14 protein-coding genes are annotated in these 20,518 nt (G+C 65.2%); 8 read left to right on the top strand and 6 right to left on the bottom strand.

All coding sequences use genetic code 11. From position 1 onward, the window contains the following. Nucleotides 1–103: 103 nt before the first annotated feature. The 3 genes from J4O76_RS04385 to metH are packed head-to-tail and all read left to right on the top strand — an operon-like array spanning nucleotide 104 to nucleotide 4,271. On the top strand, nucleotides 104–1,162 hold the full coding sequence (locus J4O76_RS04385) for a homocysteine S-methyltransferase family protein (protein ID WP_426281098.1): 1,059 nt from the start codon (nucleotides 104–106) through the stop codon (nucleotides 1,160–1,162). 2 nt (nucleotides 1,163–1,164) lie between these two features. After that, on the top strand, nucleotides 1,165–1,557 hold the full coding sequence (locus J4O76_RS04380) for a hypothetical protein (protein WP_426280494.1): 393 nt from the start codon (nucleotides 1,165–1,167) through the stop codon (nucleotides 1,555–1,557). 5 nt (nucleotides 1,558–1,562) lie between these two features. Further along, entirely contained in the window at nucleotides 1,563–4,271 is a 2,709-nt protein-coding gene (metH, locus tag J4O76_RS04375; RefSeq protein WP_426280493.1) for a methionine synthase, read from the top strand. A gap of 159 nt (nucleotides 4,272–4,430) precedes the next feature. On the opposite strand, the gene J4O76_RS04370 is transcribed toward metH, so the two are convergent. Continuing rightward, nucleotides 4,431–5,891 (bottom strand): aldehyde dehydrogenase family protein, encoded by a 1,461-nt coding sequence (locus J4O76_RS04370; protein ID WP_426280491.1) that lies wholly within the window; start codon nucleotides 5,889–5,891, stop codon nucleotides 4,431–4,433. Nucleotides 5,892–5,997: 106 nt separating this feature from the next. Here J4O76_RS04370 and J4O76_RS04365 point away from each other — a divergent pair, with 106 nt between their 5' ends. From J4O76_RS04365 to J4O76_RS04355, 3 genes are all read left to right on the top strand, one after another. Continuing rightward, nucleotides 5,998–6,972, top strand: a complete 975-nt coding sequence (locus tag J4O76_RS04365; protein WP_426280490.1) for a quinone oxidoreductase family protein — start codon at nucleotides 5,998–6,000, stop codon at nucleotides 6,970–6,972. Nucleotides 6,973–7,328: 356 nt separating this feature from the next. Then, nucleotides 7,329–8,009, top strand: coding sequence for a response regulator transcription factor (locus J4O76_RS04360; protein WP_426280489.1), 681 nt, complete (start codon nucleotides 7,329–7,331; stop codon nucleotides 8,007–8,009). Next, nucleotides 8,006–9,346 (top strand): ATP-binding protein, encoded by a 1,341-nt coding sequence (locus tag J4O76_RS04355; RefSeq protein WP_426280488.1) that lies wholly within the window; start codon nucleotides 8,006–8,008, stop codon nucleotides 9,344–9,346. The genes J4O76_RS04360 and J4O76_RS04355 overlap by 4 nt, the downstream gene beginning before the upstream one ends. Nucleotides 9,347–9,409: 63 nt before the next feature. On the opposite strand, the gene J4O76_RS04350 is transcribed toward J4O76_RS04355, so the two are convergent. Continuing rightward, on the bottom strand, nucleotides 9,410–11,929 hold the full coding sequence (locus tag J4O76_RS04350; RefSeq protein WP_426280487.1) for a TonB-dependent receptor: 2,520 nt from the start codon (nucleotides 11,927–11,929) through the stop codon (nucleotides 9,410–9,412). Nucleotides 11,930–12,193: 264 nt separating this feature from the next. Between J4O76_RS04350 and J4O76_RS04345 the strand changes: the two genes are divergently transcribed. Next, nucleotides 12,194–15,256 (top strand): TonB-dependent receptor, encoded by a 3,063-nt coding sequence (locus J4O76_RS04345; protein ID WP_426280486.1) that lies wholly within the window; start codon nucleotides 12,194–12,196, stop codon nucleotides 15,254–15,256. Beyond that, nucleotides 15,256–16,278: a phytase gene (locus tag J4O76_RS04340; RefSeq protein WP_426280485.1), complete on the top strand. Its 1,023-nt coding sequence runs from the start codon at nucleotides 15,256–15,258 to the stop codon at nucleotides 16,276–16,278. The genes J4O76_RS04345 and J4O76_RS04340 overlap by 1 nt, the downstream gene beginning before the upstream one ends. 3 nt (nucleotides 16,279–16,281) lie before the next feature. On the opposite strand, the gene J4O76_RS04335 is transcribed toward J4O76_RS04340, so the two are convergent. The 4 genes from J4O76_RS04335 to J4O76_RS04320 form a co-directional block, all read right to left on the bottom strand. Next, complete coding sequence (locus J4O76_RS04335; protein WP_426280484.1) at nucleotides 16,282–17,619, bottom strand: ABC1 kinase family protein; 1,338 nt, start codon at nucleotides 17,617–17,619, stop codon at nucleotides 16,282–16,284. A gap of 434 nt (nucleotides 17,620–18,053) precedes the next feature. Then, the gene (gene glnA, locus J4O76_RS04330) at nucleotides 18,054–19,466 is read right to left on the bottom strand and encodes a type I glutamate--ammonia ligase (protein WP_056062965.1); all 1,413 of its coding nucleotides are present in this window, start codon (nucleotides 19,464–19,466) and stop codon (nucleotides 18,054–18,056) included. A gap of 143 nt (nucleotides 19,467–19,609) precedes the next feature. After that, the gene (locus J4O76_RS04325; RefSeq protein ID WP_055875939.1) at nucleotides 19,610–19,948 is read right to left on the bottom strand and encodes a P-II family nitrogen regulator; all 339 of its coding nucleotides are present in this window, start codon (nucleotides 19,946–19,948) and stop codon (nucleotides 19,610–19,612) included. 181 nt (nucleotides 19,949–20,129) lie between these two features. Beyond that, nucleotides 20,130–20,465 carry an arsenate reductase family protein gene (locus J4O76_RS04320; protein WP_056052772.1) on the bottom strand — a complete coding sequence of 112 codons (336 nt, stop codon included), beginning with the start codon at nucleotides 20,463–20,465 and terminating at the stop codon, nucleotides 20,130–20,132. Nucleotides 20,466–20,518 lie beyond the last annotated feature (53 nt).

Genomic DNA, 20,518 nt, shown 5'->3' with positions numbered 1-20,518 from the left:
CTGCGGGAGGGGTTAGGGGAGCGGCTGGCCCAACCCGACCGTCTCGTTTGCGGCACTTCCCTCCCCCGACCCCTCCCGCGAGCGGGAGGGGAGGAGATTGATGATGACACCACGTGAACGTTTCAACGCGGAAGCCGCCAAGCGCATCCTGATCACCGACGGCGCGTTCGGCACCGAGATCCAGAACTGGAAGCTCGACGAGGCCGCCTATGCAGGGTCGCTCGGCCTGAGCCACGACCAGAAGGGCAACAACGACATCCTGGCGATCACCAAGCCGGACGTCCCCGAGACGATCACGCGCGAATATCTCGAGGCGGGGTCGGACATCGTCTCGACCAACACCTTCAGCGCGAACGTCATTTCGCAGGCGGACTATGGCGCCGAGCATCTCGTGCGCGAGATCAACGTCGAGTCCGCGCGGATCGCGCGCGCGCTCGCCAATGAATATCAGGCGAAAGACGGCCGCCCGCGCTTCGTCGCTGGCGCGATCGGGCCTACCAACAGGACGCTGTCGCTGTCGCCCGACGTCAACGATCCGGGCTTCCGCGAGATCGACTTCGATTATCTCAAGGGCGTGTACCGCGAGCAGATCGATGCGCTGCTCGAAGGCGGCGAGGGGGTCGGCGTCGACTTCATCCTGATCGAGACGGTATTCGATACGCTCAACGCCAAGGCGGGGATCATGGCAGCGATCGAGGCGGGCGACGCGCTCGGGCGCGACGTGCCGATCATGATGTCGATGACGTTGACCGATCTCAGCGGGCGCAACCTGTCGGGGCATACGGTCGAGGCGTTCTGGCATGCGGTGCGGCACGCCAAACCGATCACGATCGGGCTCAACTGCTCGTTCGGTGCGGAGCAGTTGCGGCCGCACGTTAAGACGTTGTCGGCGATCGCGGACACGTTGATCATGGTGTATCCGAACGCGGGGCTTCCGAATGAACTCGGCGAGTATGACGAGCAGCCGGCGACGACGGCCGGGTTGGTCGGCGAGTGGGCGGTGGCCAAGCAGGTCAACGTGCTCGGCGGCTGCTGCGGGTCGACCCCAGCGCATATCAAGGCGATGGCGGATGGTGTGCGCGGGCTTGAGCCGCGTGCGGTGGCGCGGCCTGAAGTGCGGACCAAGCTCGCTGGTCTCGAACCGTTCACGATGGCCGCCTGACCGTGGAGGACGTTTTCTGGAAAATTCTTGCTGCAATTGGCGTCGCACTCTTGGCAATGATGCTGGCACGCATTGCGACGATCGCTGCTGCACGTCGTGTTAGCTATGCAGCTATCGCGGGCAGGTTGGTCGAATTCTGGCGGACGGGATCTCCAAAGAAGCATGAGATTTTCAGTGAGATCACCAAACTCGTAATTGACGGAAATCGTGATCTTTATGTCGCGATCGAAAGCTTTGTCGACGCCGTCAACCACGAAGATCCTGCCGCCGAGTTAAGGTTGCTCGAACTGCTGGATGCCATGCGCGATACTGCGGCATTGGCAGCAGTCCGTGAGTCGTTTGTGAGTAGCGGACCATCGCGAATAGATCTCCTTGCAAAGCTTCTCAAAAAGTGAATCCGATGACCACCTCCTCCTCCACCTCTTTCGTCAACATCGGAGAGCGCACCAACGTCACCGGCTCGGCGCGCTTCAAGAAGCTGATCATGGCGGGCGACTATCCCGCCGCGGTCGAGGTCGCACGCCAGCAGGTCGAGAGCGGCGCGCAGGTGCTCGACGTCAACATGGACGAGGGGCTGCTCGACGCGCATCACGCGATGACGACGTTCCTGAAACTGATCGCCGCCGAACCCGACATCGCGCGCATCCCGTTCATGGTCGACAGCTCGAAATGGAGCGTGATCGAGGCCGGGCTGAAGTGCGTCAGCGGCAAGCCGATCGTCAATTCGATCAGCATGAAGGAGGGCGAGGAGCAGTTCCTGGCGCAGGCACGCAAGTGCATGGCGTACGGTGCGGCCGTCGTCGTGATGGCGTTCGACGAGGTCGGGCAGGCGGATACCAAGGACCGGAAGGTCGAGATCTGCGAGCGCGCGTACAAGCTGCTCGTCGGGATCGGCTTCCCGCCCGAGGACATCATCTTCGATCCCAACGTGTTCGCGGTCGCGACGGGGATCGAGGAGCACAACAACTACGGCGTCGACTTCATCGAGGCGTGCAAGGAGATCAAGGCACGCTGCCCGCACGTCCATATCTCGGGCGGGCTCTCGAACTTCAGCTTCTCGTTCCGCGGCAACGAGCCGGTGCGGCGCGCGATGCACAGCGTGTTCCTGTATTACGCGATCCCCGCGGGCATGGACATGGCGATCGTCAACGCCGGCCAGCTCGACATCTACGACGACATCGATCCCGAGCTGCGCCAGGCGGTCGAGGACGTCGTGCTCAACACCGATCCCGAGGCGGGCGATCGGCTGGTTGCGCTCGCCGAACGCTATCGCGGCACCGACGTGGTCGCGGAGAAGGCGGCGGCGGAATGGCGCTCGCTGGGCGTCAACAAGCGGCTCGAATATGCGCTCGTGAAAGGCATCGACCTCCACGTCGTCGAGGATACCGAGGAAGCACGGCTGATCATCGCGGGCAATGGCGGCCGCCCGATCGAGGTCATCGAAGGACCGCTGATGGACGGCATGAACGTGGTCGGCGACCTGTTCGGATCGGGCAAGATGTTCCTGCCGCAGGTCGTGAAGTCGGCGCGCGTGATGAAGAAGGCGGTCGCGCATCTGCTGCCGTATATCGAGGCGGCGAAGGAGCCCGGCGCGCGCGGCAAGGGCAAGATCATCATGGCGACCGTCAAGGGCGACGTGCATGACATCGGCAAGAACATCGTCGGCGTGGTGCTCCAGTGCAACGGCTTCGACGTGGTCGATCTCGGCGTGATGGTGCCGTGGTCGAAGATCCTCGAATCCGCAAACGAGAACGACGCGGACATGATCGGGCTGTCCGGGCTCATCACGCCGAGCCTCGACGAGATGGTGACGGTCGCCGAGGAGATGAAGCGCGCGGGCATGACGATGCCGCTGCTGATCGGCGGCGCGACGACCTCGAAGGTGCATACCGCGCTACGGATTGCGCCGGCGTATGACGGGCCAGTCGTGCATGTGCTCGATGCGAGCCGTGCGGTGGGTGTTGCGTCGACGCTGGTGTCGGACACGATCCGCGACGAGTTCGTGACGAAGACCGCGGACGAATATGAGGCGGTACGGATCTCGCGCGCGAACAAGGGACAGAGTGAGCTTTTGCCGCTGGAGACGGCTCGCGCTCGCGGGTTCGTGGCGGACTTCGCGATGAAGCCGCCTGCGCCGGTGAAGCCGGGCGTGCATGTGTTCGCGGACTGGGACCTGTCGGACCTGCGCGACTATATCGACTGGACGCCGTTCTTCCGCGCGTGGGAACTGGCAGGGAATTTCCCGGCGATCCTGACCGACGAGGTCGTCGGCGAGAGCGCGAGTTCGCTGTATGCGGATGCGCAGGCGATGCTCGACACGATCGTCGCGAAGAAGTGGCTGACCCCGCGCGGGGTAGCTGGGTTGTGGCCCGCGCGGCGCGAGGGTGATGATGTGGTCGTGACTGCTCCCTCTCCCCTGCGGGGAGAGGGCTGGGGTGAGGGGCAGCCAAACAGTGCAGCGCCCGGAACAGCCCCTCACCCCGACCCTCTCCCCGCAGGGGAGAGGGAGCAGAAGGAGGTAAGGCTCCCCATGCTGCGTCAGCAGATCGCCAAGCGCGAGGGGCGCGCGAACATGTGTCTCGCCGATTTCGTCGATACTGAGAACGACTGGTTCGGCGGCTTCGCGGTCGGCATCCACGGCATCGACCCGCACATCGCGCGCTTCAAGGCGGACAACGACGATTACAACGACATCCTGCTGAAGGCGCTCGCCGACCGCTTCGCCGAAGCCTTCGCCGAACGCCTCCACAAGCATGTCCGCACCGATCTCTGGGGCTATGCGCCGGACGAGCAACTCACCAACGAAGCGATGATCAAGGAGCAGTATCGCGGCATCCGCCCCGCGCCGGGCTACCCCGCATGCCCCGACCACAGCCTCAAGCCGATCCTGTTCGACCTGCTCGATGCCGAGACTGCGACCGGCCTCGAACTGACGGAGAGTTTCGCTATGTTCCCGACCGCAGCGGTGTCGGGGTTCTATTTCGGCCACCCGCAGGCGGAGTATTTCGGTGTAGCGCGCGTTGGTCGAGATCAGCTCGAGGACTACGCGGCACGACGTGGTGCGGACCTAAAGACCGCCGAACGCTGGCTTCGGCCAAACCTCGACTAGGCTGGCGCGCCCGTCACCCCGTCCGTCATCCTGACGAACGTCAGGACCCAGGGTTACGACAGGCAACCTTCGTGGCTCTGGGTCCTGACTTTCGTCAGGATGACGGGGAGGGGCTCGTGCCTGACGAGCCCCCAGGAGCTGGCATTCCCCTCCTGATCCTTAAGCCCCAGCTTCGGCCGGCTTCCCTTGGCGGGTGTCACCCGGCAGGCCGGTGATCGTCTTCACCTCCATGAAGTCGGTCAGCCCATAGCGCCCGTTCTCACGACCATTCCCCGAATGCTTGTACCCCCCGAACGGCGCGCCGATGTCCGGGCTCCACGAGTTGATCGTCACCAGCCCCGCGCGCAATCTCGGTGCGACCTTCGCTGCCGCTGCCGGATCACCCGAGATCGTCGCCGACAGCCCGTATTCGGTCGCGTTGGCGATGCGGATGCCCTCGTCCTGATCGGCGTACGACGTAATCGTCGCGACAGGCCCGAACGTTTCCTCCTGCGCGATCCGCATGTCGGGCCGCACGTCGGTGAACAGCGTCGGCTGAATGTAATAGCCAGCGTTGCGTCCGTCGGGCCGCCCGACACCACCCGTCACCAGCGTCGCGCCTTCGTCGATCGCGGACTGGATCAGCCCCTGGATCTTGTCGAACTGCGCCTTGTTGACGACCGGGCCGATGTGCTGGCCCATCTCGGCGGGATCGCCGACCTTGGTCTGCTCCATCATCGACTTCACGATCGCCGTCGCCTCCGCGACCTGGCTCGCATGCACGAGCAGTCGGGTCGGCGCGATGCAGCTCTGGCCGGAATTGGCGAGTACGCCCGCCACTGTCGGTGGCAGGACGGTCGCGAGGTCGGAGCCTTCGAGCACGAGGTTCGCCGCCTTGCCGCCAAGCTCCTGATGCACGCGCTTCACGGTAGGGGCCGCCGCCAACGCGACCGCGATCCCGGCGCGCGTCGAGCCGGTGAAGCTCACCATGTCGACGTCGCGGTGCGCGCACAGCGCCGCGCCGACGCCTGGACCGTCACCGTTAACGAGGTTGAACACCCCCGCCGGAACGCCCGCCGCATCCATGATCTCCGCGAGGATCACCGCGCACGACGGCGCTTCCTCGGACGGCTTCAGGATCATCGTGTCGCCCGCCGCGAGGGCAGGGGCGACCTTCGCGCAAATCTGGTTCAGTGGCCAGTTCCACGGCGTGATCATCGCGACGACGCCGAGCGGCTCGTGCACGACGGTCGCCTTGCCGATGACCTCCGAGAACTCGAACGCCGCCAGCGCCTTCGCGGTCGCCGAGAAGTGCGCGAGCCCGGTCGGTGCCTGCGCCATTGAGGCGAGTGCCATCGGTGCGCCCATTTCCTGCGACATCGCCTTGGCGAGATCCGGCATCCGCGCCTTGTATTCGGTCATGATCCGGCCGAGCACGTCGAGCCGCTCCTGCACGCTCGTCTGGCTCCAGTTCTCGAACGCCGAGCGGGCTGCAGCTACGGCCTTGTCGACGTCGGCGGCGGTGCCCAGCGTGATCTCGGTACAGGGCTGCTCCGTCGACGGGTCGATCACCTGATAGACGGTGCCGCCCTCGCTATCGACCCAAGCGCCGTCAATATACTGCTGCAAATAGCTTTTCATCGTGCCTCTCCGCATCTTGTCTTGCCAAGGAATGGGCTCGCCGGAGATCGGTTGCAACCCGAAACGCATGCCGTAGGTTGACCGGGAAATTCATCAGGAGGCCGGCATGGCGAGAGTGGCATTCATCGAGAAGACCGGCGGCCCCGAGGTCATCCAGTGGCGCGACGTCGAATTGCCGCCGCCGGGCAAGGGCGAGGTGTGGATGCGCAACACCGCGGTCGGGCTGAACTATATCGACACGTACCACCGCAGCGGCGTGTACCCGGTCGACCTGCCCTCGGGGCTCGGCAGCGAGGCGGCGGGCGTGGTGATGGCGGTCGGCGAGGGCGTCACCGATTTCGCGCCCGGCGATCGGGTCGGCACCTTCGGCCCCTCGCGCGGCGCCTACGCGACCGAGCGCAACGTACCCGCGAACCAGCTGTTCAAGCTGCCCGATACGCTCGACGACCAGACCGCCGCGGCGATCCTGCTCAAGGGCTGCACCGCCGAGTTCCTGGTCGAGCGCTGCGCCAAGGTCCAGGCGGGCCAGACCGTCCTCGTCCACGCGGCGGCGGGCGGAGTCGGCCACATCCTGGTCGGCTGGCTGAAGGCGATCGGCGCGACCGTCATCGCCAGCGTTGGCAGCGAGGATAAGGCGGCACGCACCCGCAAGGCTGGCGCCGATCACGTCATCCTCCACAAGTCCGACGACATTGCCGCGCGCGTTCGCGAGATCACCGATGGCAAGGGCGTGCCGGTTGTCCTCGATGGTGTCGGTCGCGCGACTTGGGAGGCGTCGCTCGACAGCGCGGCGAAGCGTGGCCTGATCGTCAGCTACGGCAATGCAGGCGGCGTGGTCGACGGTGTCAACATCGGCGTCCTCGCGCGGAAAGGCTCGCTTTTCGTAACGCGGCCGACGCTGTTCGATTATTACGTCACGTCTGAGGAAAGGCAGGCCGGCATCGCCCGCCTGTTCGCGATGCTCGACAACGGCGCGGTCACGCCGGAGATCGGCCGGACCTTTCCGCTCGAAGAGGCTGCCGCCGCCCATCGCGCGATCGAGGCGGGTGAGACTTCGGGGAGCACGATCCTGCTGCCGTAACGGGTGGGCGGGTTTAAGAAGGTGTGTTCACGCGAAGGCGCGAAGGCGTGGAGAAGGTTTGTTCGCGCGGAGACGCGGAGACGCGGAGACGCGGAGGTGTTGCGGGCGGTACGGGCGTGTCGTTCATCATCTTGCGGCGATGATAGGGGACCGTTGGTCCGGGAGAACTCTCCGCGTCTCCGCGTCTCCGCGTGAACCCATTCTTCTCATCTCTTCGCGCCTTCGTGCCTTCGCGTGAACCAATGCGACGCTCTCGCTAGGCGACGGACGGCGTTGTAACCTCCGGCTGAGCCCGCAAGACGCTTGTACGCGCGACGATCCACGATAGGACGGAGGCTTGCCCGAGTGAGACCGTGATGAGCCTTAACATTCTGCTGGTCGAGGACGATGCCGTGTTCGCGCAGGCGATGGCCGAGGAACTGCGCGGGTTCGATCATGGGGTGACCATCGCGCCGGATGGCCGCGACGCACTTGCCGCGGTCGACAGCCAGGCGTTCGACGCGGTGATCCTCGACCGGATGCTCCCGAAGATCGACGGCATCTTCGTGCTTGAGCGGCTGCGGAGCGCGAACATCACGATGCCGGTCATCATGCTCAGCGCTCTCGGCCGCTCGGTCGAGAAAGTCGAGGGGCTGGAGGCCGGTGCGGACGACTATGTGGTCAAGCCGATCGCGGCGGTCGAACTGAACGCACGCCTGCTCGCGCTGATGCGCGGGCGCGGCTGGACCGGTAGCGCCGGCGACACGATCCACGCCGGCGATATCGTCGTCAGCCCGACCAAGTTCCGCGCGTGGCGCGACGGCATCGCGCTCGATCTCGGCAAGCTCGAGTTCAAGCTGCTCGCCGAGTTCGTCGCCAATGCCGACGCAGTGCTGACCCGCGCGATGCTGGTCGAGCGGGTCTGGGGGTACGACTTCGCACCGACCACCAACATCGTCGACGTCTATGTCCGCCACCTGCGCGTCAAATTGACCGCGGCGGGCGGCGACGATCCCATCCGCACGGTGCGCGGCGTCGGATACATGCTGCGCGGATGACGCGCCTGCGATCGCTGCGCGCGTTGACGCTGGCGTTCCTGATCGCGTTCCTCGTCGCGACGCTCGGCACCGGGTTCGCGATCTACACCGCGACGCAGCGCACGATCGAGCGACTGGTCGATCGCCGCATCCTGGTCGTGAGCGATGCCGCCGCCGGCATCTCCGGCGACCGCAGCCCCGAAGAGCTCGTCCGGCGGATCAACGCCGCGTCCCGCGAGCGTGATACCGGCGACATAGGCTTCCTGCTGCTGGATGCGACCGGTCGCAGGCTCGGCGGCAACATCGCCTTGCCGCGCCGCCTGCCGATCGGGTTCTCGACGGTCGCGTTAAAGGACCAGATCGCCGGGCTGTCCGCCGGGCGTGCGCTGGTCCGCGACGTCGGGCACGGCATGACGCTGGTGACGATCGCCGAGACCGAACCGTTCGACGACTATAATGCGGCACGTGTCCGGATTTACCTCATTGGTTTCGGATCGATCCTGCTGGTCGTCATCGGTGGCCTGCTGTTCTTCGTCATCACGATCGGACGGAGGATCGGCGAGACCCGGCGGACGGTCGACGCGATCATCGATGGTGACATGTCGCGGCGCGTACCGGTCGATCGATCGGGCGGCGAGTTCGCGCATCAGGCGATGGCGTTCAACCGCATGCTCGACCGTATTGCGGAGCTGATGGCCGGTATCAGCAACGTCTCCAACGATATCGCGCACGATCTTCGCACGCCCTTGGCGCGCCTGCGCAGCCAGTTGGCGCTGGCGTTGCGTCGGGCGCAGACGGACAGCCAACGCGACGGTCTCGAAACCGCGATCGCGATGAGCGACGAACTGCTCGAGATGTTCGCGGCGATGCTGCGGATCGCCGAGATCGAAGGCGGCGATCGGCGCGCGGCGTTCGCGGCGCTCGATCTGGCGGCGCTGGCCGAAGAGATCGCGACGATGATGCAACCGGTAGTCGCCGATGGCGACCGCACGCTGACGCTGGAAACATCGCCAGAGGCGGAGATCGTCGGCGATCGCCAACTGCTCGGCCAGATGCTCGTGAACCTCATCGAGAATGCGCTCCGCCACACCCCACCCGGCACCCGCATCGAGATCGGCGTCACGAACACCGGCAAGACTGCCACGCTCACGGTGACCGATACCGGCCCCGGCATTCCGGTGGATCAGCGCAAGCTGGCGTTGCGGCGGTTCGGGCGGCTCGATGCCAGCCGCCACGACGAAGGGCACGGTCTCGGGCTGCCGCTGATCCAGGCGATAGTCCGTCTTCACCGCGGCACGATCGCACTCGAAGACGCGGCCCCCGGACTGCGCGTCGTCATTGCGCTGCCCAAGGGCTGAAACGACGAAACCCGGACAGGCTGAGCGCCTGCCCGGGTTTCCATTTTTACGCGGCAAGCCCGATCAGAACTTGACCGAAGCCTCCATGCCGTAGGTGCGCGGCGCGTTGAAATTGCCGTAGTCGCCCAGCACGTTGTTGACGCTGCCCGACGTGAGGTTGGTCGTCGGAGCGCCCGGCAGGCTGTTCGACGGGTCGCGGCGGAAGACATACTGCTTGTCGAACAGGTTGCGGACCCAGGCGGAGATCGTCACCGCGTTGCTGCCGCCGACGTGGATGTTCGCCAAGGCGAGGCGGGCGTTGGCGATGAACGCCGGATCGTTCTTGGTCGCGAACTGATCGAAGGTCTGCGTCGCCTGCGAGTAGTTGCCGTCGAGGTGGAACTTCAGGTCCATGGCGCCGATCGGCATCGTGTAGTCGACCGATCCGTTGGCGGCGTTGCGCGGCGTGAACACGATGTAGAAGTTCTGATACACGCCGGTCGACGTGATCAGCACCGGCGGGATCTTCGTGTAGGTGTAGGCATAGCCCGCGGTCAGCGTCAGGCCGTCGACCGGCTGCACGGTCAGGTCGGCCTCGATCCCGCGGATCTTGGTGATGCCGGGCGCATTGATCGTCACGAGGTTGTTGAAGCTGCCCGACGCGGTCGTCTGGATCGAGCTGATGTCGACCTGGCTGTTCTTGCGATCCATGATGTAGCCGGCAAGGTTCAGGCGGGCGCGGTGGTTCCAGAAATCGGTCTTGGCGCCGATCTCGTACGACTTCACGTCCTCGGGGTTGAACGTCTGGTAGTTGGACGTCCGCGAGCTGGCACCGCCGGCACGGTAGCCGGTTGCGTATTTTGCATAGACGTGGACCGTGTCACTGGCGTCATAGGCGAGCGTCGCCATCGGATTGAACCGGTTCCAAGTGGCGTCGAGCGGCGCATAGCCGGCCGCGGTCAACTGGGCCTGGGTCGCCGTGTCGTAGTTCAAGTTACGCGAGAAATGCAGCACGCCCTGCTTCTCGTCGCGCGTGTAGCGGCCACCGGCGGTCAGGTGAACGCGGTCGGTCGCGTTCCAGGTGACTTGGCCATAGCCGGCATAGCTCTTCGAATGCACTTCCGAGGCACGATCGATCGAGCGACAGCCCACGAGCGAGCCGAACCCGCCCGACCCGGTGCAGGGATCGAGCACCGAGATCGTCGTCAGCGCCGAATTGAACGCCAGCGAGTTCGGCGTCGCCGCGTCGTCGCTGATGTGCTCGTTGAAGTAATACAGCCCGGCGACGTAGTCGAACTGGCCGACCGTACCGACCGCCTGGAATTCCTGGCTGAACTGGTTCTGATGCAGGTCGGCGAGGCTGTAGCGGCTGAAGTTGCACGCACTGCCGACGCAGCCAGCGGCAACGACGGGGACGCGGTGATAGCCGCCGCTATTGTCGTACTGCGTCGCGTTCACGCCGCGCCATGCGGTGATCGAGCGGAGTTCGATCTCGGGCGCGACGTCCCAGCGAATGTTCGAGGTGAAACCGTGCGTCTTGTCGATGCTCGGCTGCTGAGGGACGCCGATGTCTGCGACCTTCATGCGGCTGTCGCCATTGACGACGACCTGGCTCGGGAGCGGCTTCACGCTGCCGGTTAGCGTCGTGTAGTTGGTGCCGGGCAGCGCGCAAGCAGGGGACGCGGATTGCGCACCGGCCTTGCACCCGTTCGGGTTCACGTTGAGCAACTGGCTGTAGAACGGGCTGTTCGAGTCGTAGCCGTTATCGTAGCTGAAATCGGCGGTCATGCCCGAAATCGGGCGGACGCGTGCGGTCGCCTTGAAGCCGCGGCGATGATAATAATTGAAGCCGGTCTGGTCCGCGAGCGGGTTCTTGGTGGTCGCGTCCTGATGCTGGATGACGCCGTCGAGCTTCAGCGATACGCCGTACGTTTCGGGCAGGTCGACATGCAGCGTACCGTTATAGCTGCCATAATTCGCGATCCCGCCGGTTGCGCTGCCGCCCCATTTGCCGCTCGGGCCCTTGGTGACGATGCTGAGCGCGCCGCCTTCGGTGTTGCGACCGAACAGCGTGCCCTGCGGGCCCTTGAGCACTTCGATCCGGTCGACGTCGAACAGCGCGGCGTTCAGGCCGTGCTGGCGACCGAGATAGACACCGTCGATGTAGACGCCGACGCCCTGCTCGCGTGCGGGCTGGTTGGCATCGAGCGGAACGATGCCGCGGATACCGATCGTCAGCGCGGACTGGCGCGCCTCGAACGTCGCAACGCGCAACGACGGCACGGCGCCGTCGGCGAGATCGTACAGGCTCTGGACGTGACGGTCGGTCAGCGCCTGGCTGCTCAGGACGTTGATCGCGATCGGCGTCTTCTGGAGGTTCGTCTCGCGCTTGGTCGCGGTGACGACGATCTCGCCAAGACCGGTCTGGTCGGCCGGTTCCACAGCTGCGGGGGCCGGATCGATCACGGGGTCCGCGGCAGCGGCAGCGGGCGCCGCATCCTTGGCGGCGGTCGGCGCGGGGGCCGCGAACGCTGGCGACGCGATCGCGACCGTCAGGGCGGCGCCGGCCAGCAGCCGCAAGCGCAGGCTTGCTGAATTCAACATCGAGAGTTTCCCTTTTTCGGCAGTCTTTGCCTTGAAGGGCGCGATAGGCGGCGGTCGTGGCACGTCCGTTACGAATATAAGAATCGCGTGTCCGGCGATTTTAACGTTGGTTTAATGTAGGTTTATCCTCGCGCGTACGTGAGCCTATTCCAGATGACGCCGCTGTCATGTGAATGTCATGCAAAAGTAACGTCGGTGCCATGCACGGCCGCTACCGCGCCTCCCAAGCCGGCTGAAGAAGTCGGGACCACCCGGGGGAATACCATGAAATCGAACCTGTCGACCCGCGTCCGCGGTCGCGTCCTCGCGCATGCGCTGCTGACTGGCTGCGCGCTGACTTCGCTGACCGCCACCAGCGCCTATGCGCGTCCCGATGCCGCGACCCCGGTCAGCGCGCCGCGGGCACTTGGGAGCATCACCGGTACCGTGTCGCAGGCAGGCAGCGGCGACTATCTCGACGGTGCATCGGTCTCGATCCCGACGCTCGAACTGTCGACCGTTGTCGATCGCACCGGGCGGTTCTCGCTGGTCGGTGTTCCCGCCGGCACGCACGAACTCGTGATCCGCTATGTCGGCTTCCCCGACGCGCACCGGACCGTGACGGTCGCAGATGCCGTAGTGACGCTCGACGTTGCGATGACCACCGAAGTCGGTGCGAACGCGGGCGAGGGCGACGAGATCGTCGTTTCCGGCTCGCGGCCGATCGCAGAGTCCGAAGCCGCCGCGCTCCAGATCCAGCGGACCAGCCCCTCGCTCGTCTCGGTCATCGCCTCCGATTCGATCGGTCGCCTCCCCGACCAGAATATCGCGCAGGCGGTCAGCCGCCTTCCCGGCGTCGGCGTCCAGCGCGACCAGGGCCAGGCACGCTACATCACGCTGCGCGGTGCACCGATCAACTGGACTACGTTGTCGATCGACGGCATCAACGTCGTCAGCCCCGAAGGCCGCGACGCCCGCTTCGATTCGATCCCTTCCGCGATCGCCTCGCAGATCATCGTGCGGAAGGCCGTCACCCCCGACATGACCGGCGAGACGATCGCAGGCAACGTCGACATCATCACGCGATCCGCGTTCGATTATCCGGGCATGAAGGTGCAGGCCAAGGGCGGCCTCGGCCATGTCGAACTCGGCAAGAAGACCGAATATGAGGGCTCGCTCGTCATCTCCGACCGGATCGACACCGGCATCGGTGAGTTCGGCATCGTCTCGTCCGCCAGCCTGTATCGTCGCGGCATGGTCACCGACAATTTCGAGACCGATTTCGAGGCGGTCGACCGCGATCGCCGCCCCGGCTTCGAGACGCGCAACTGGGCGCGCGAGACCGAGAACAAGCTGTATCGCCTGACGCGAAAGAACTACTCGCTGTCGACCCGGCTAGACTGGCGCCCGGCGCCCGGCCACAAGCTGTTCGCGGAATCGATCTACTCGGCGTTCCAGGACGACGAACAGCGCAACAACTACATCTTCGACCTCGACGATCAGCAGTCGCGCACGCCCAACGGCACCGCCGCCTGCACCGTCAACGCGCGCCCCGCGACCGGCACGACCGGCTATGCCGACGTCTGCACCGGCAACACGCCGCTGCTCGGCACTGTCTACGGCATCGATCTCAACTCGAACTTCACCGTGCGCAAATACAAGCAGTCGGTGTTCACGAACACTATCGGCGGCGATCACGAACTCGGCGCCTGGAACGTCAAATGGCGCGGTAATTTCACCCGCTCGATCGACGACCGCTCGCAGCCTGCGCAGCTGAACTATGACAGCCCGTCGTTCGGCACCAACGGCGCGAACGCCGCCAACCGTTTGACCGTCGGCTACAATTTGACCGACCCGCAGCTCGCCAAGGTCCAGCTGTTCCGCACGATCCGCAACGCCGACGGCACCTTCTCGCGCGGCGCTCAGGTCACGTCGATCGAGGACTTCCCGCGCACGCTGGCCCGCTTGCGGTCGCTGAAGGCGCAGGACGTGACCGAAGCCTATACCGCCAAGCTCGACATCAGCCGCGAGGCCTCGGTGTTCGGCGCGCAGACGGTGTTCGCGGCTGGCCTTCGCTACGACGATCGCACCAAGACCGCGAATGAGTATCTGCTCGAGCTGAGTACGCCGGCACAGTTCGCCGCGGCGGGCATTCCGACGGGGTACGCCGCCATCGCCAAGCCGGGCGGGTTCCAGGGCGAGATCCCGCTCGGCTACACCTTCCAGTATTTCGATCGGGACAAAATCCTAGGGCTGGTCGAGCAAGCCAAGGCGGTCAGCCCGTTCGTGTCCACCGACGCCAATTTCTACGATGTCGGCGAGAAGGTCTATTCCGCCTATGCGATGGCGACGACGACCACCAACTGGGGCAGCGTCATCGGTGGCGCGCGCGTCGAGCATATCCGCAACGATGCCCGTGCGTTCTCGTCGCTCGGCTTGATCGACGTGAAGTCGAGCCAGACGCTCGTCTACCCAAGCTTGCACGTGAACTGGGACGTCAACGACCGGATGAAGGCGCGGCTGTCATTCAACACCGGCGCCGCACGTCCCGACTACGATCAGTTGCGCCCCAATCTCAGCATCAACGACGCGAACGCGACCATCTCCGGCGGCAACCCCGACGCGAAGCCCGAAAAGGCCAAGGGCGTCGATCTCTACGTCGAATATTACACGATGCCGCGCGGCTTCCTGTCGATCGGCGCGTACTACAAGGACGTCACCGATGTCCTGTTCGACTCGACCCGGACCTACGGCCAGACGAACCTGAACGCCGCCGGCGTCGATCGGTCGGGCTATGTCTACTCGACGATCATCAATGGCGGCAAAGGCTACATCATGGGGATAGAGGGCGCGATCCAGCAGCAGCTCGACCCCTTCACCGCCGATCTCGGCCTGCCCGACTGGATGGGCGGCTTCGGCGTGCAGCTCAATGCAACGATCAATAAGAGCCGTGCCGATACGCCGGCAACCGGCGCGATCCCGTCGCGCAAAGTACGGCTGCCCGGCGCATCGGACGCGATCTACAATCTGATCGCCTATTACGAAAAATACGGCTTCTCGGCCCGCGTTTCCTATCAGAACCGGTCGGCGTGGCTCGATGCGATCGGTGCGGTCGACACGATCGGTGGCGTCGTCCGCGGTGTCGATGGCGGCGATTTCTACTGGGCCAAGGACAACGAACTCGACGCGTCCGTCCGCTATGCGATCAACGGCAATGTCGAGATTTACGGCGATTTCGCCAATCTGCTGAACGGCCCAGGCCGCCGCTATGTCGGTTCCTCGGCCTACACGATCGAGCATGAGACGTTCGGCCGGCGATACACCGGCGGCGTGCGAGTGACGTTCTGATGCGCGCGCTGCCCCTCATCGCGGTGTTGCTAGCGGGATGTGTAACGACCTCGACCCCCGTGGCGGTCGAGGCGCCGACAGTCGCTGCAACCGCCGAGACCGACCCGGTCGACACCGCCGCCGATGCCGCGGACGATCCCGCGATCTGGCGTAACGCGAGCAATCCGGCGAAGAGCCTCGTCATCGGCACCGACAAGAAAGCCGGCATCCACGTCTACAGCCTGGCGGGCAAGCGCCTCAGCTTTACCCCGGCCGCGCGGCTCAACAATGTCGACCTGCGCGACCTCGGGGGACGAGTCATCGCCGCTGCCAGCGACCGGGCCGACATCGCCACTGCGCACGTTTCGCTGTTTAAGCTCGACACGGCGGCGGCAAAGCTCGTGCCCATCGGCCGATTCCCGGTCGGTCCGGGCGAGGCGTATGGCATGTGCCTCTGGACCCGCGCGCGCGATCACGCGCTGTTCGGCTTCGTCGTGCTCAAGGACGGCCGCATCGACCAGGTCGCAATCGACGTCTCCGGCGCAGCGCCCAAGGTCACGACGGTCCGCTCGATGAAGCTCGGCACCCAGTCCGAAGGCTGCGTCGTCGACGATCGCACCGGGCAGCTCTACGTCGCCGAGGAAGATGTCGGCCTTTGGCGCTTCGACGCAGACCCATCGGTACCGGTCACGGCAACCCCGATCGCCAAGGTCGACGGCAAGACGCTGGTCGCCGACGCGGAGGGCCTCGCGCTCGCCCCATCGGGCAGGAACGGCGGCTATCTCGTCGTGTCGAGCCAGGGCGATAACGCCTACACGCTCTACCGCCTGCCGGGCGTCACCTATGCCGGTCGCTTCCGGATCGGCGGGGGCGCGATCGACGGGACGAGCGATACCGACGGGATCGAACTGATGCTCGGCAACTTCGGCCCTGCCTACCCCCAAGGCCTGTTGGTCGCACAGGATGGCGACAATGCGCCGGCCACGCAGAACTTCAAATACGTCAGCTGGGCCGGGGTGAAGCGCGCGCTCAAACTGCGCTGATCCTCACGACGGCGCGCCGTCGCAATACGCGGCGACCATCGTGCGGATATCGACCCGCGCCTTGAGGCGAGCGGCGAGCAGGGCGGTGCCGCTGATCTTGCGCTGGACGAACAGCGTGTCGATCGGCGGCAGGTACCAGGTATCGCGGTCGCGCGCGATCTCGGTGCCCTGTTCGCGCAGCACGCCGACGAACGCGCGATCACCGAAATCGAACGGGCCGGGCTTGGCGAGTTCGACGAGGATGACGTCGATCATCCGGTCGACCAGCGCGGGGTGCTGGAGTACGGCCGCCTCGCCGAGGAACCCCGCAGCGATCGCGGCTTCGCGCACCGCGTCGCGGTCGCCGGCGAGGGCTGCGGTGAGCAAGCGGCGATAGCCTTCGCCGGTCTCGGCGGGGAGGGGGCGGGCGGCGCCGAAATCGAGCAGGACGAGCTTTTCCGTCTCGGGCTGCCAGCGATAGTTGGCGAAGTTCGGATCGGTTTGCATCAGCCGCCAGTCGAACAGTTCGCGCAGGACGACCGAGATCAGGTCGTGCATCACGCGGTCGCGGACGTCTTGCGGCGCGGTCTCCAGCGTCTCGACGGGCACGCCGGTGACGAAGCTCATCGCGAGGACGCGGGGCGTGGTGAGCTCGGAATAAAGCGCGGGCACGACGAATTGCGGCTGGTCGGCAAGCAACTCGCCGTAGCGCGCCAGCATCTGCGCTTCGCGGAGGTAATCGGCTTCCTCGTGAAGCTGTTTCTTCGCCTCGTCGAGCAACGGCGCGATGTCGAGCGACTTGGGGAGCATGCCCGACACGCGCAGCAGCGTCGCGACGTTGTCGACGTCGGCGTCGATGCTTTCCTTCACGCCGGGATACTGGACCTTGATCGCCAGTTCGGTGCCGTCGGGCAGGCGCGCGCGATGGACCTGGCCAATCGAGGCGGCGGCAACCGGGTGCGCCTGGAAATGTGCGAATTTGCGGCGCCAGTCCTTGCCCCATTCGGCGGCGAGCACGCGGTCGAGCTGCTGCGGCGGCATGTGGTTCGCATTGTTGCGCAGGCGCGCGAGGATGGTCGCGAGTTCGGGCGGGAGCATGTCGCCCGCGTCCATCGAGATCATTTGCCCCAACTTCATCGCGGCGCCGCGGAGGTGAGAGAGCTGATCGGCGACGCGGGTGGCGTTGGCGGGGGTGAGGAGGAGGTCGCCGATCTTGGGGCGCTCTCCGTTTGCTAGACGGCGGGCGCCTTCTGCGACGACTCCGCCGGCGACGCCGCCAGCGAGTTTGCCGAAGACGCCGAGACGGGCGAGGCGGCCGCTGGGGATAGCGCGTCCGGCGCTGTTGCCGCTGTCTTCGGTCACGGGTGTTCCTTGGGTTTTGGGGGCGGTGCGTTGCGATTGGGATATGGGTTGCGGAAGCAGTCGATCAATCGGACCCAACGCGCGAAGTTAACCGAGGCTACCCCTTCTCGTTCTCCCGCGAAGGCGGGAGCCCAGACTGGGTCCCCGCCTTCGCGGGCAGACAAGCTTCGGGGGAACCGTCCTCACCCATCGCCGCCTTCGGCGTCTCTCCCTCTCCCAATTGGGAGAGGGAAGGGGCCCGCGCGGCTCTTGCCGGGTGGGAAGGGTGAGGACAGGATTGAGACTGGCCTGAAACAAAAAGGGCGCCCGGATTGCTCCGGGCGCCCTCTTCCAAATCAGCGACGTGGCAAAGCCACGCCGTCGGTCGTCGCTACCCGCGACGCCGGCCGACAGCGGCTGTGCGCTTTCGCGCACCGCCGTGCGGCCCGCACGGCTCAGCCGCTATAGTACATGTCATACTCGACCGGGCTAGGCGTCATCTCCCAACGCGCAACCTCGGCGTACTTGATCTCGACATAGCTCTCGATCTGGTCCTTCGAGAACACGTCGCCCTTCAGCAGGAAGTCGTGATCCGCGAGCAGGCATTCGAGCGCCTCGCGGAGCGAACCCGCGACAGTCGGGACCTGCGCGAGCTCTGCGGGCGGCAGGTCGTACAGGTTCTTGTCCATCGCTTCGCCCGGATGGATCTTGTTGAGGATGCCGTCCATGCCCGCCATCATCAGCGCCGCATAGGCGAGATACGGGTTGGCCAGCGCGTCCGGGAAGCGCACTTCGACGCGCTTCGCCTTGGGGCCGGTGCCGTACGGAATGCGGCACGATGCCGAGCGGTTGCGTGCCGAATAGGCGAGCAGCACCGGCGCTTCGTAACCGGGGACGAGGCGCTTGTAGCTGTTGGTCGACGGGTTGGTGAACGCGTTGACCGCCTTGGCGTGCTTGATGATGCCGCCGATGAAATACAGGCACATGTCGCTCAGGCCCGCATAGCCGTTGCCGGCGAACAGCGGGGTCTTGCCTTCCCAGATCGAGAAGTGCGTGTGCATCCCCGAACCGTTGTCCTCCTTGATAGGCTTCGGCATGAACGTCGCGGTCTTGCCGTACGCATGCGCGACCTGGTGGACGACATACTTGTAGATCTGCATGCGATCCGCCGTCTGCGTCAGCGTGCCGAACGTCAGGCCCAGCTCATGCTGTGCGGCCGCGACTTCGTGGTGATGCTTGTCGCAGGGCAGGCCCATCTCGATCATCGTCGAGACCATCTCGCCGCGGATGTCGACGGCGCTGTCGACCGGTGCGACCGGGAAATAGCCGCCCTTGGCGCGCGGACGGTGGCCGAGGTTGCCGCCCTCATATTCGCGACCCGAATTGCCCGGCAGCTCGATGTCGTCGATCTTGTAGTAGCTGGTCGAATAGCTGTTCTCGAAGCGGACGTCGTCGAACATGAAGAATTCGGCTTCGGGGCCGACATACACGGTGTCGCCGACGCCGGTGGTCAGCAGATACGCCTCGGCGCGCTTGGCGGTCGAGCGCGGATCGCGCGCGTACAGCTCGCCGGTCGACGGATCGCTGATGTCGCAGATCAGGATCATCATCGGCGTCGCCGAGAACGGATCGACATAGACCGCGTCGAGATCGGGCTTGAGCGTCATGTCGCTCTCGTTGATCGCCTTCCAGCCCTCGATCGACGAGCCGTCGAACATCAGGCCGTCGGTCAGCTCGTCTTCGCCGATTAGGCTCGCGACCATCGTCAGATGCTGCCACTTGCCCTTGGGATCGGTGAACCGCAGATCGACCCACTCGATCTCCTGGTCCTTGATCATATTGAGAACGTCGGAGGCCGAATTCGCCATGATGCTTGCCCTTCGTTTTGAGATTTCCGCCGCATCATGCGGGGAATCTAATTGCGGTATGGAACGGAATTTCCACACAATGTTGCGTCGCGTCAAATGACGATGTCGTCACTCGTCGTCAACGCAATATGCATGGCTAGGAACTAGATTGCGTCGTCGTCGCGCTCGCCGGTGCGGATGCGGAGCGCGCTCTCGACCGGGATAACGAAGATCTTGCCGTCGCCGATCCGGCCGGTCTGCGCGGCTGCGGCGATCGCCTCGACGACGCGTTGCGCGAGACCGTCCTCGACGACGACCTCGAGCTTCACCTTCGGCAGGAAGTCGACGACATATTCCGCGCCGCGGTACAGCTCGGTGTGGCCCTTCTGCCGGCCGAAACCCTTGGCCTCGGTCACGGTGATGCCGCTCACGCCGATCTCGTGCAGCGCTTCCTTCACCTCATCCAGCTTGAACGGCTTGATGATGGCTTCGATCTTTTTCACAGGTACGCCCCCGATTGTTGAAACCCTCGCTCTTGCGAGCGAGCCGTCCGCCCTGAAGGGCGCCTTGCACCAAGCGTGCCAGCCGCAGCGCCCTCGGGCAACCGCGGAATATCGTTGATATCACTGCCCGAAATTGCGGCACTTAGGGAGTGCGTGTGCAATGTAAGGGCAGGGGACTCGATCACAGGATCTCGTGCAGCCGCGCGATCGGGCGGCCGAGCCGGACGCCCTTGTCGGTCTCGACCAGCGGGCGCTCGATCAGCAGCGGATCGATCATCATCGCGTCGAGGATCGCCTCGGCGTCGCCATGCTTGACCGCCTTGGCGCCGTCCTCGGCCATGCGGAGCCCTTGGCGCGGCGTCATGCCGGCGCGGTCGTAGAGGCGGACGAGTTCCGCGCGGGAGGGCGGGGTCTTGAGGTATTCGACGATCGTGACGTCCGCTCCTGCCTCTTGCAGCAGCGCGAGCGCCTCGCGGGACTTGGAGCAACGCGGGTTGTGGTAGATCGTCGCCTTCACGAATGCTCCGTCAAAACTCCCCTCCCTGGAAGGGAGGGGTAGGGGGTGGGTCG

The sequence above is a fragment of the Sphingomonas sp. NFX23 genome, assembly GCF_049887795.1.
Classification (GTDB): domain Bacteria; phylum Pseudomonadota; class Alphaproteobacteria; order Sphingomonadales; family Sphingomonadaceae; genus Sphingomonas.
This window is presented reverse-complemented; position numbering and strand designations above follow the sequence as displayed.

Bases quoted from the DNA above. Each gene is read 5' to 3' on its own strand.
- J4O76_RS04385 (WP_426281098.1), top strand. From the start codon at position 104: ATGACACCACGTGAACGTTTCAACGCGGAAGCCGCCAAGCGCATCCTG.
- metH (WP_426280493.1), top strand. From the start codon at position 1,563: ATGACCACCTCCTCCTCCACCTCTTTCGTCAACATCGGAGAGCGCACC.
- J4O76_RS04370 (WP_426280491.1), bottom strand. From the start codon at position 5,891: ATGAAAAGCTATTTGCAGCAGTATATTGACGGCGCTTGGGTCGATAGC.
- J4O76_RS04365 (WP_426280490.1), top strand. From the start codon at position 5,998: ATGGCGAGAGTGGCATTCATCGAGAAGACCGGCGGCCCCGAGGTCATC.
- J4O76_RS04360 (WP_426280489.1), top strand. From the start codon at position 7,329: ATGAGCCTTAACATTCTGCTGGTCGAGGACGATGCCGTGTTCGCGCAG.
- J4O76_RS04355 (WP_426280488.1), top strand. From the start codon at position 8,006: ATGACGCGCCTGCGATCGCTGCGCGCGTTGACGCTGGCGTTCCTGATC.
- J4O76_RS04350 (WP_426280487.1), bottom strand. From the start codon at position 11,929: ATGTTGAATTCAGCAAGCCTGCGCTTGCGGCTGCTGGCCGGCGCCGCC.
- J4O76_RS04345 (WP_426280486.1), top strand. From the start codon at position 12,194: ATGAAATCGAACCTGTCGACCCGCGTCCGCGGTCGCGTCCTCGCGCAT.
- J4O76_RS04340 (WP_426280485.1), top strand. From the start codon at position 15,256: ATGCGCGCGCTGCCCCTCATCGCGGTGTTGCTAGCGGGATGTGTAACG.
- glnA (WP_056062965.1), bottom strand. From the start codon at position 19,466: ATGGCGAATTCGGCCTCCGACGTTCTCAATATGATCAAGGACCAGGAG.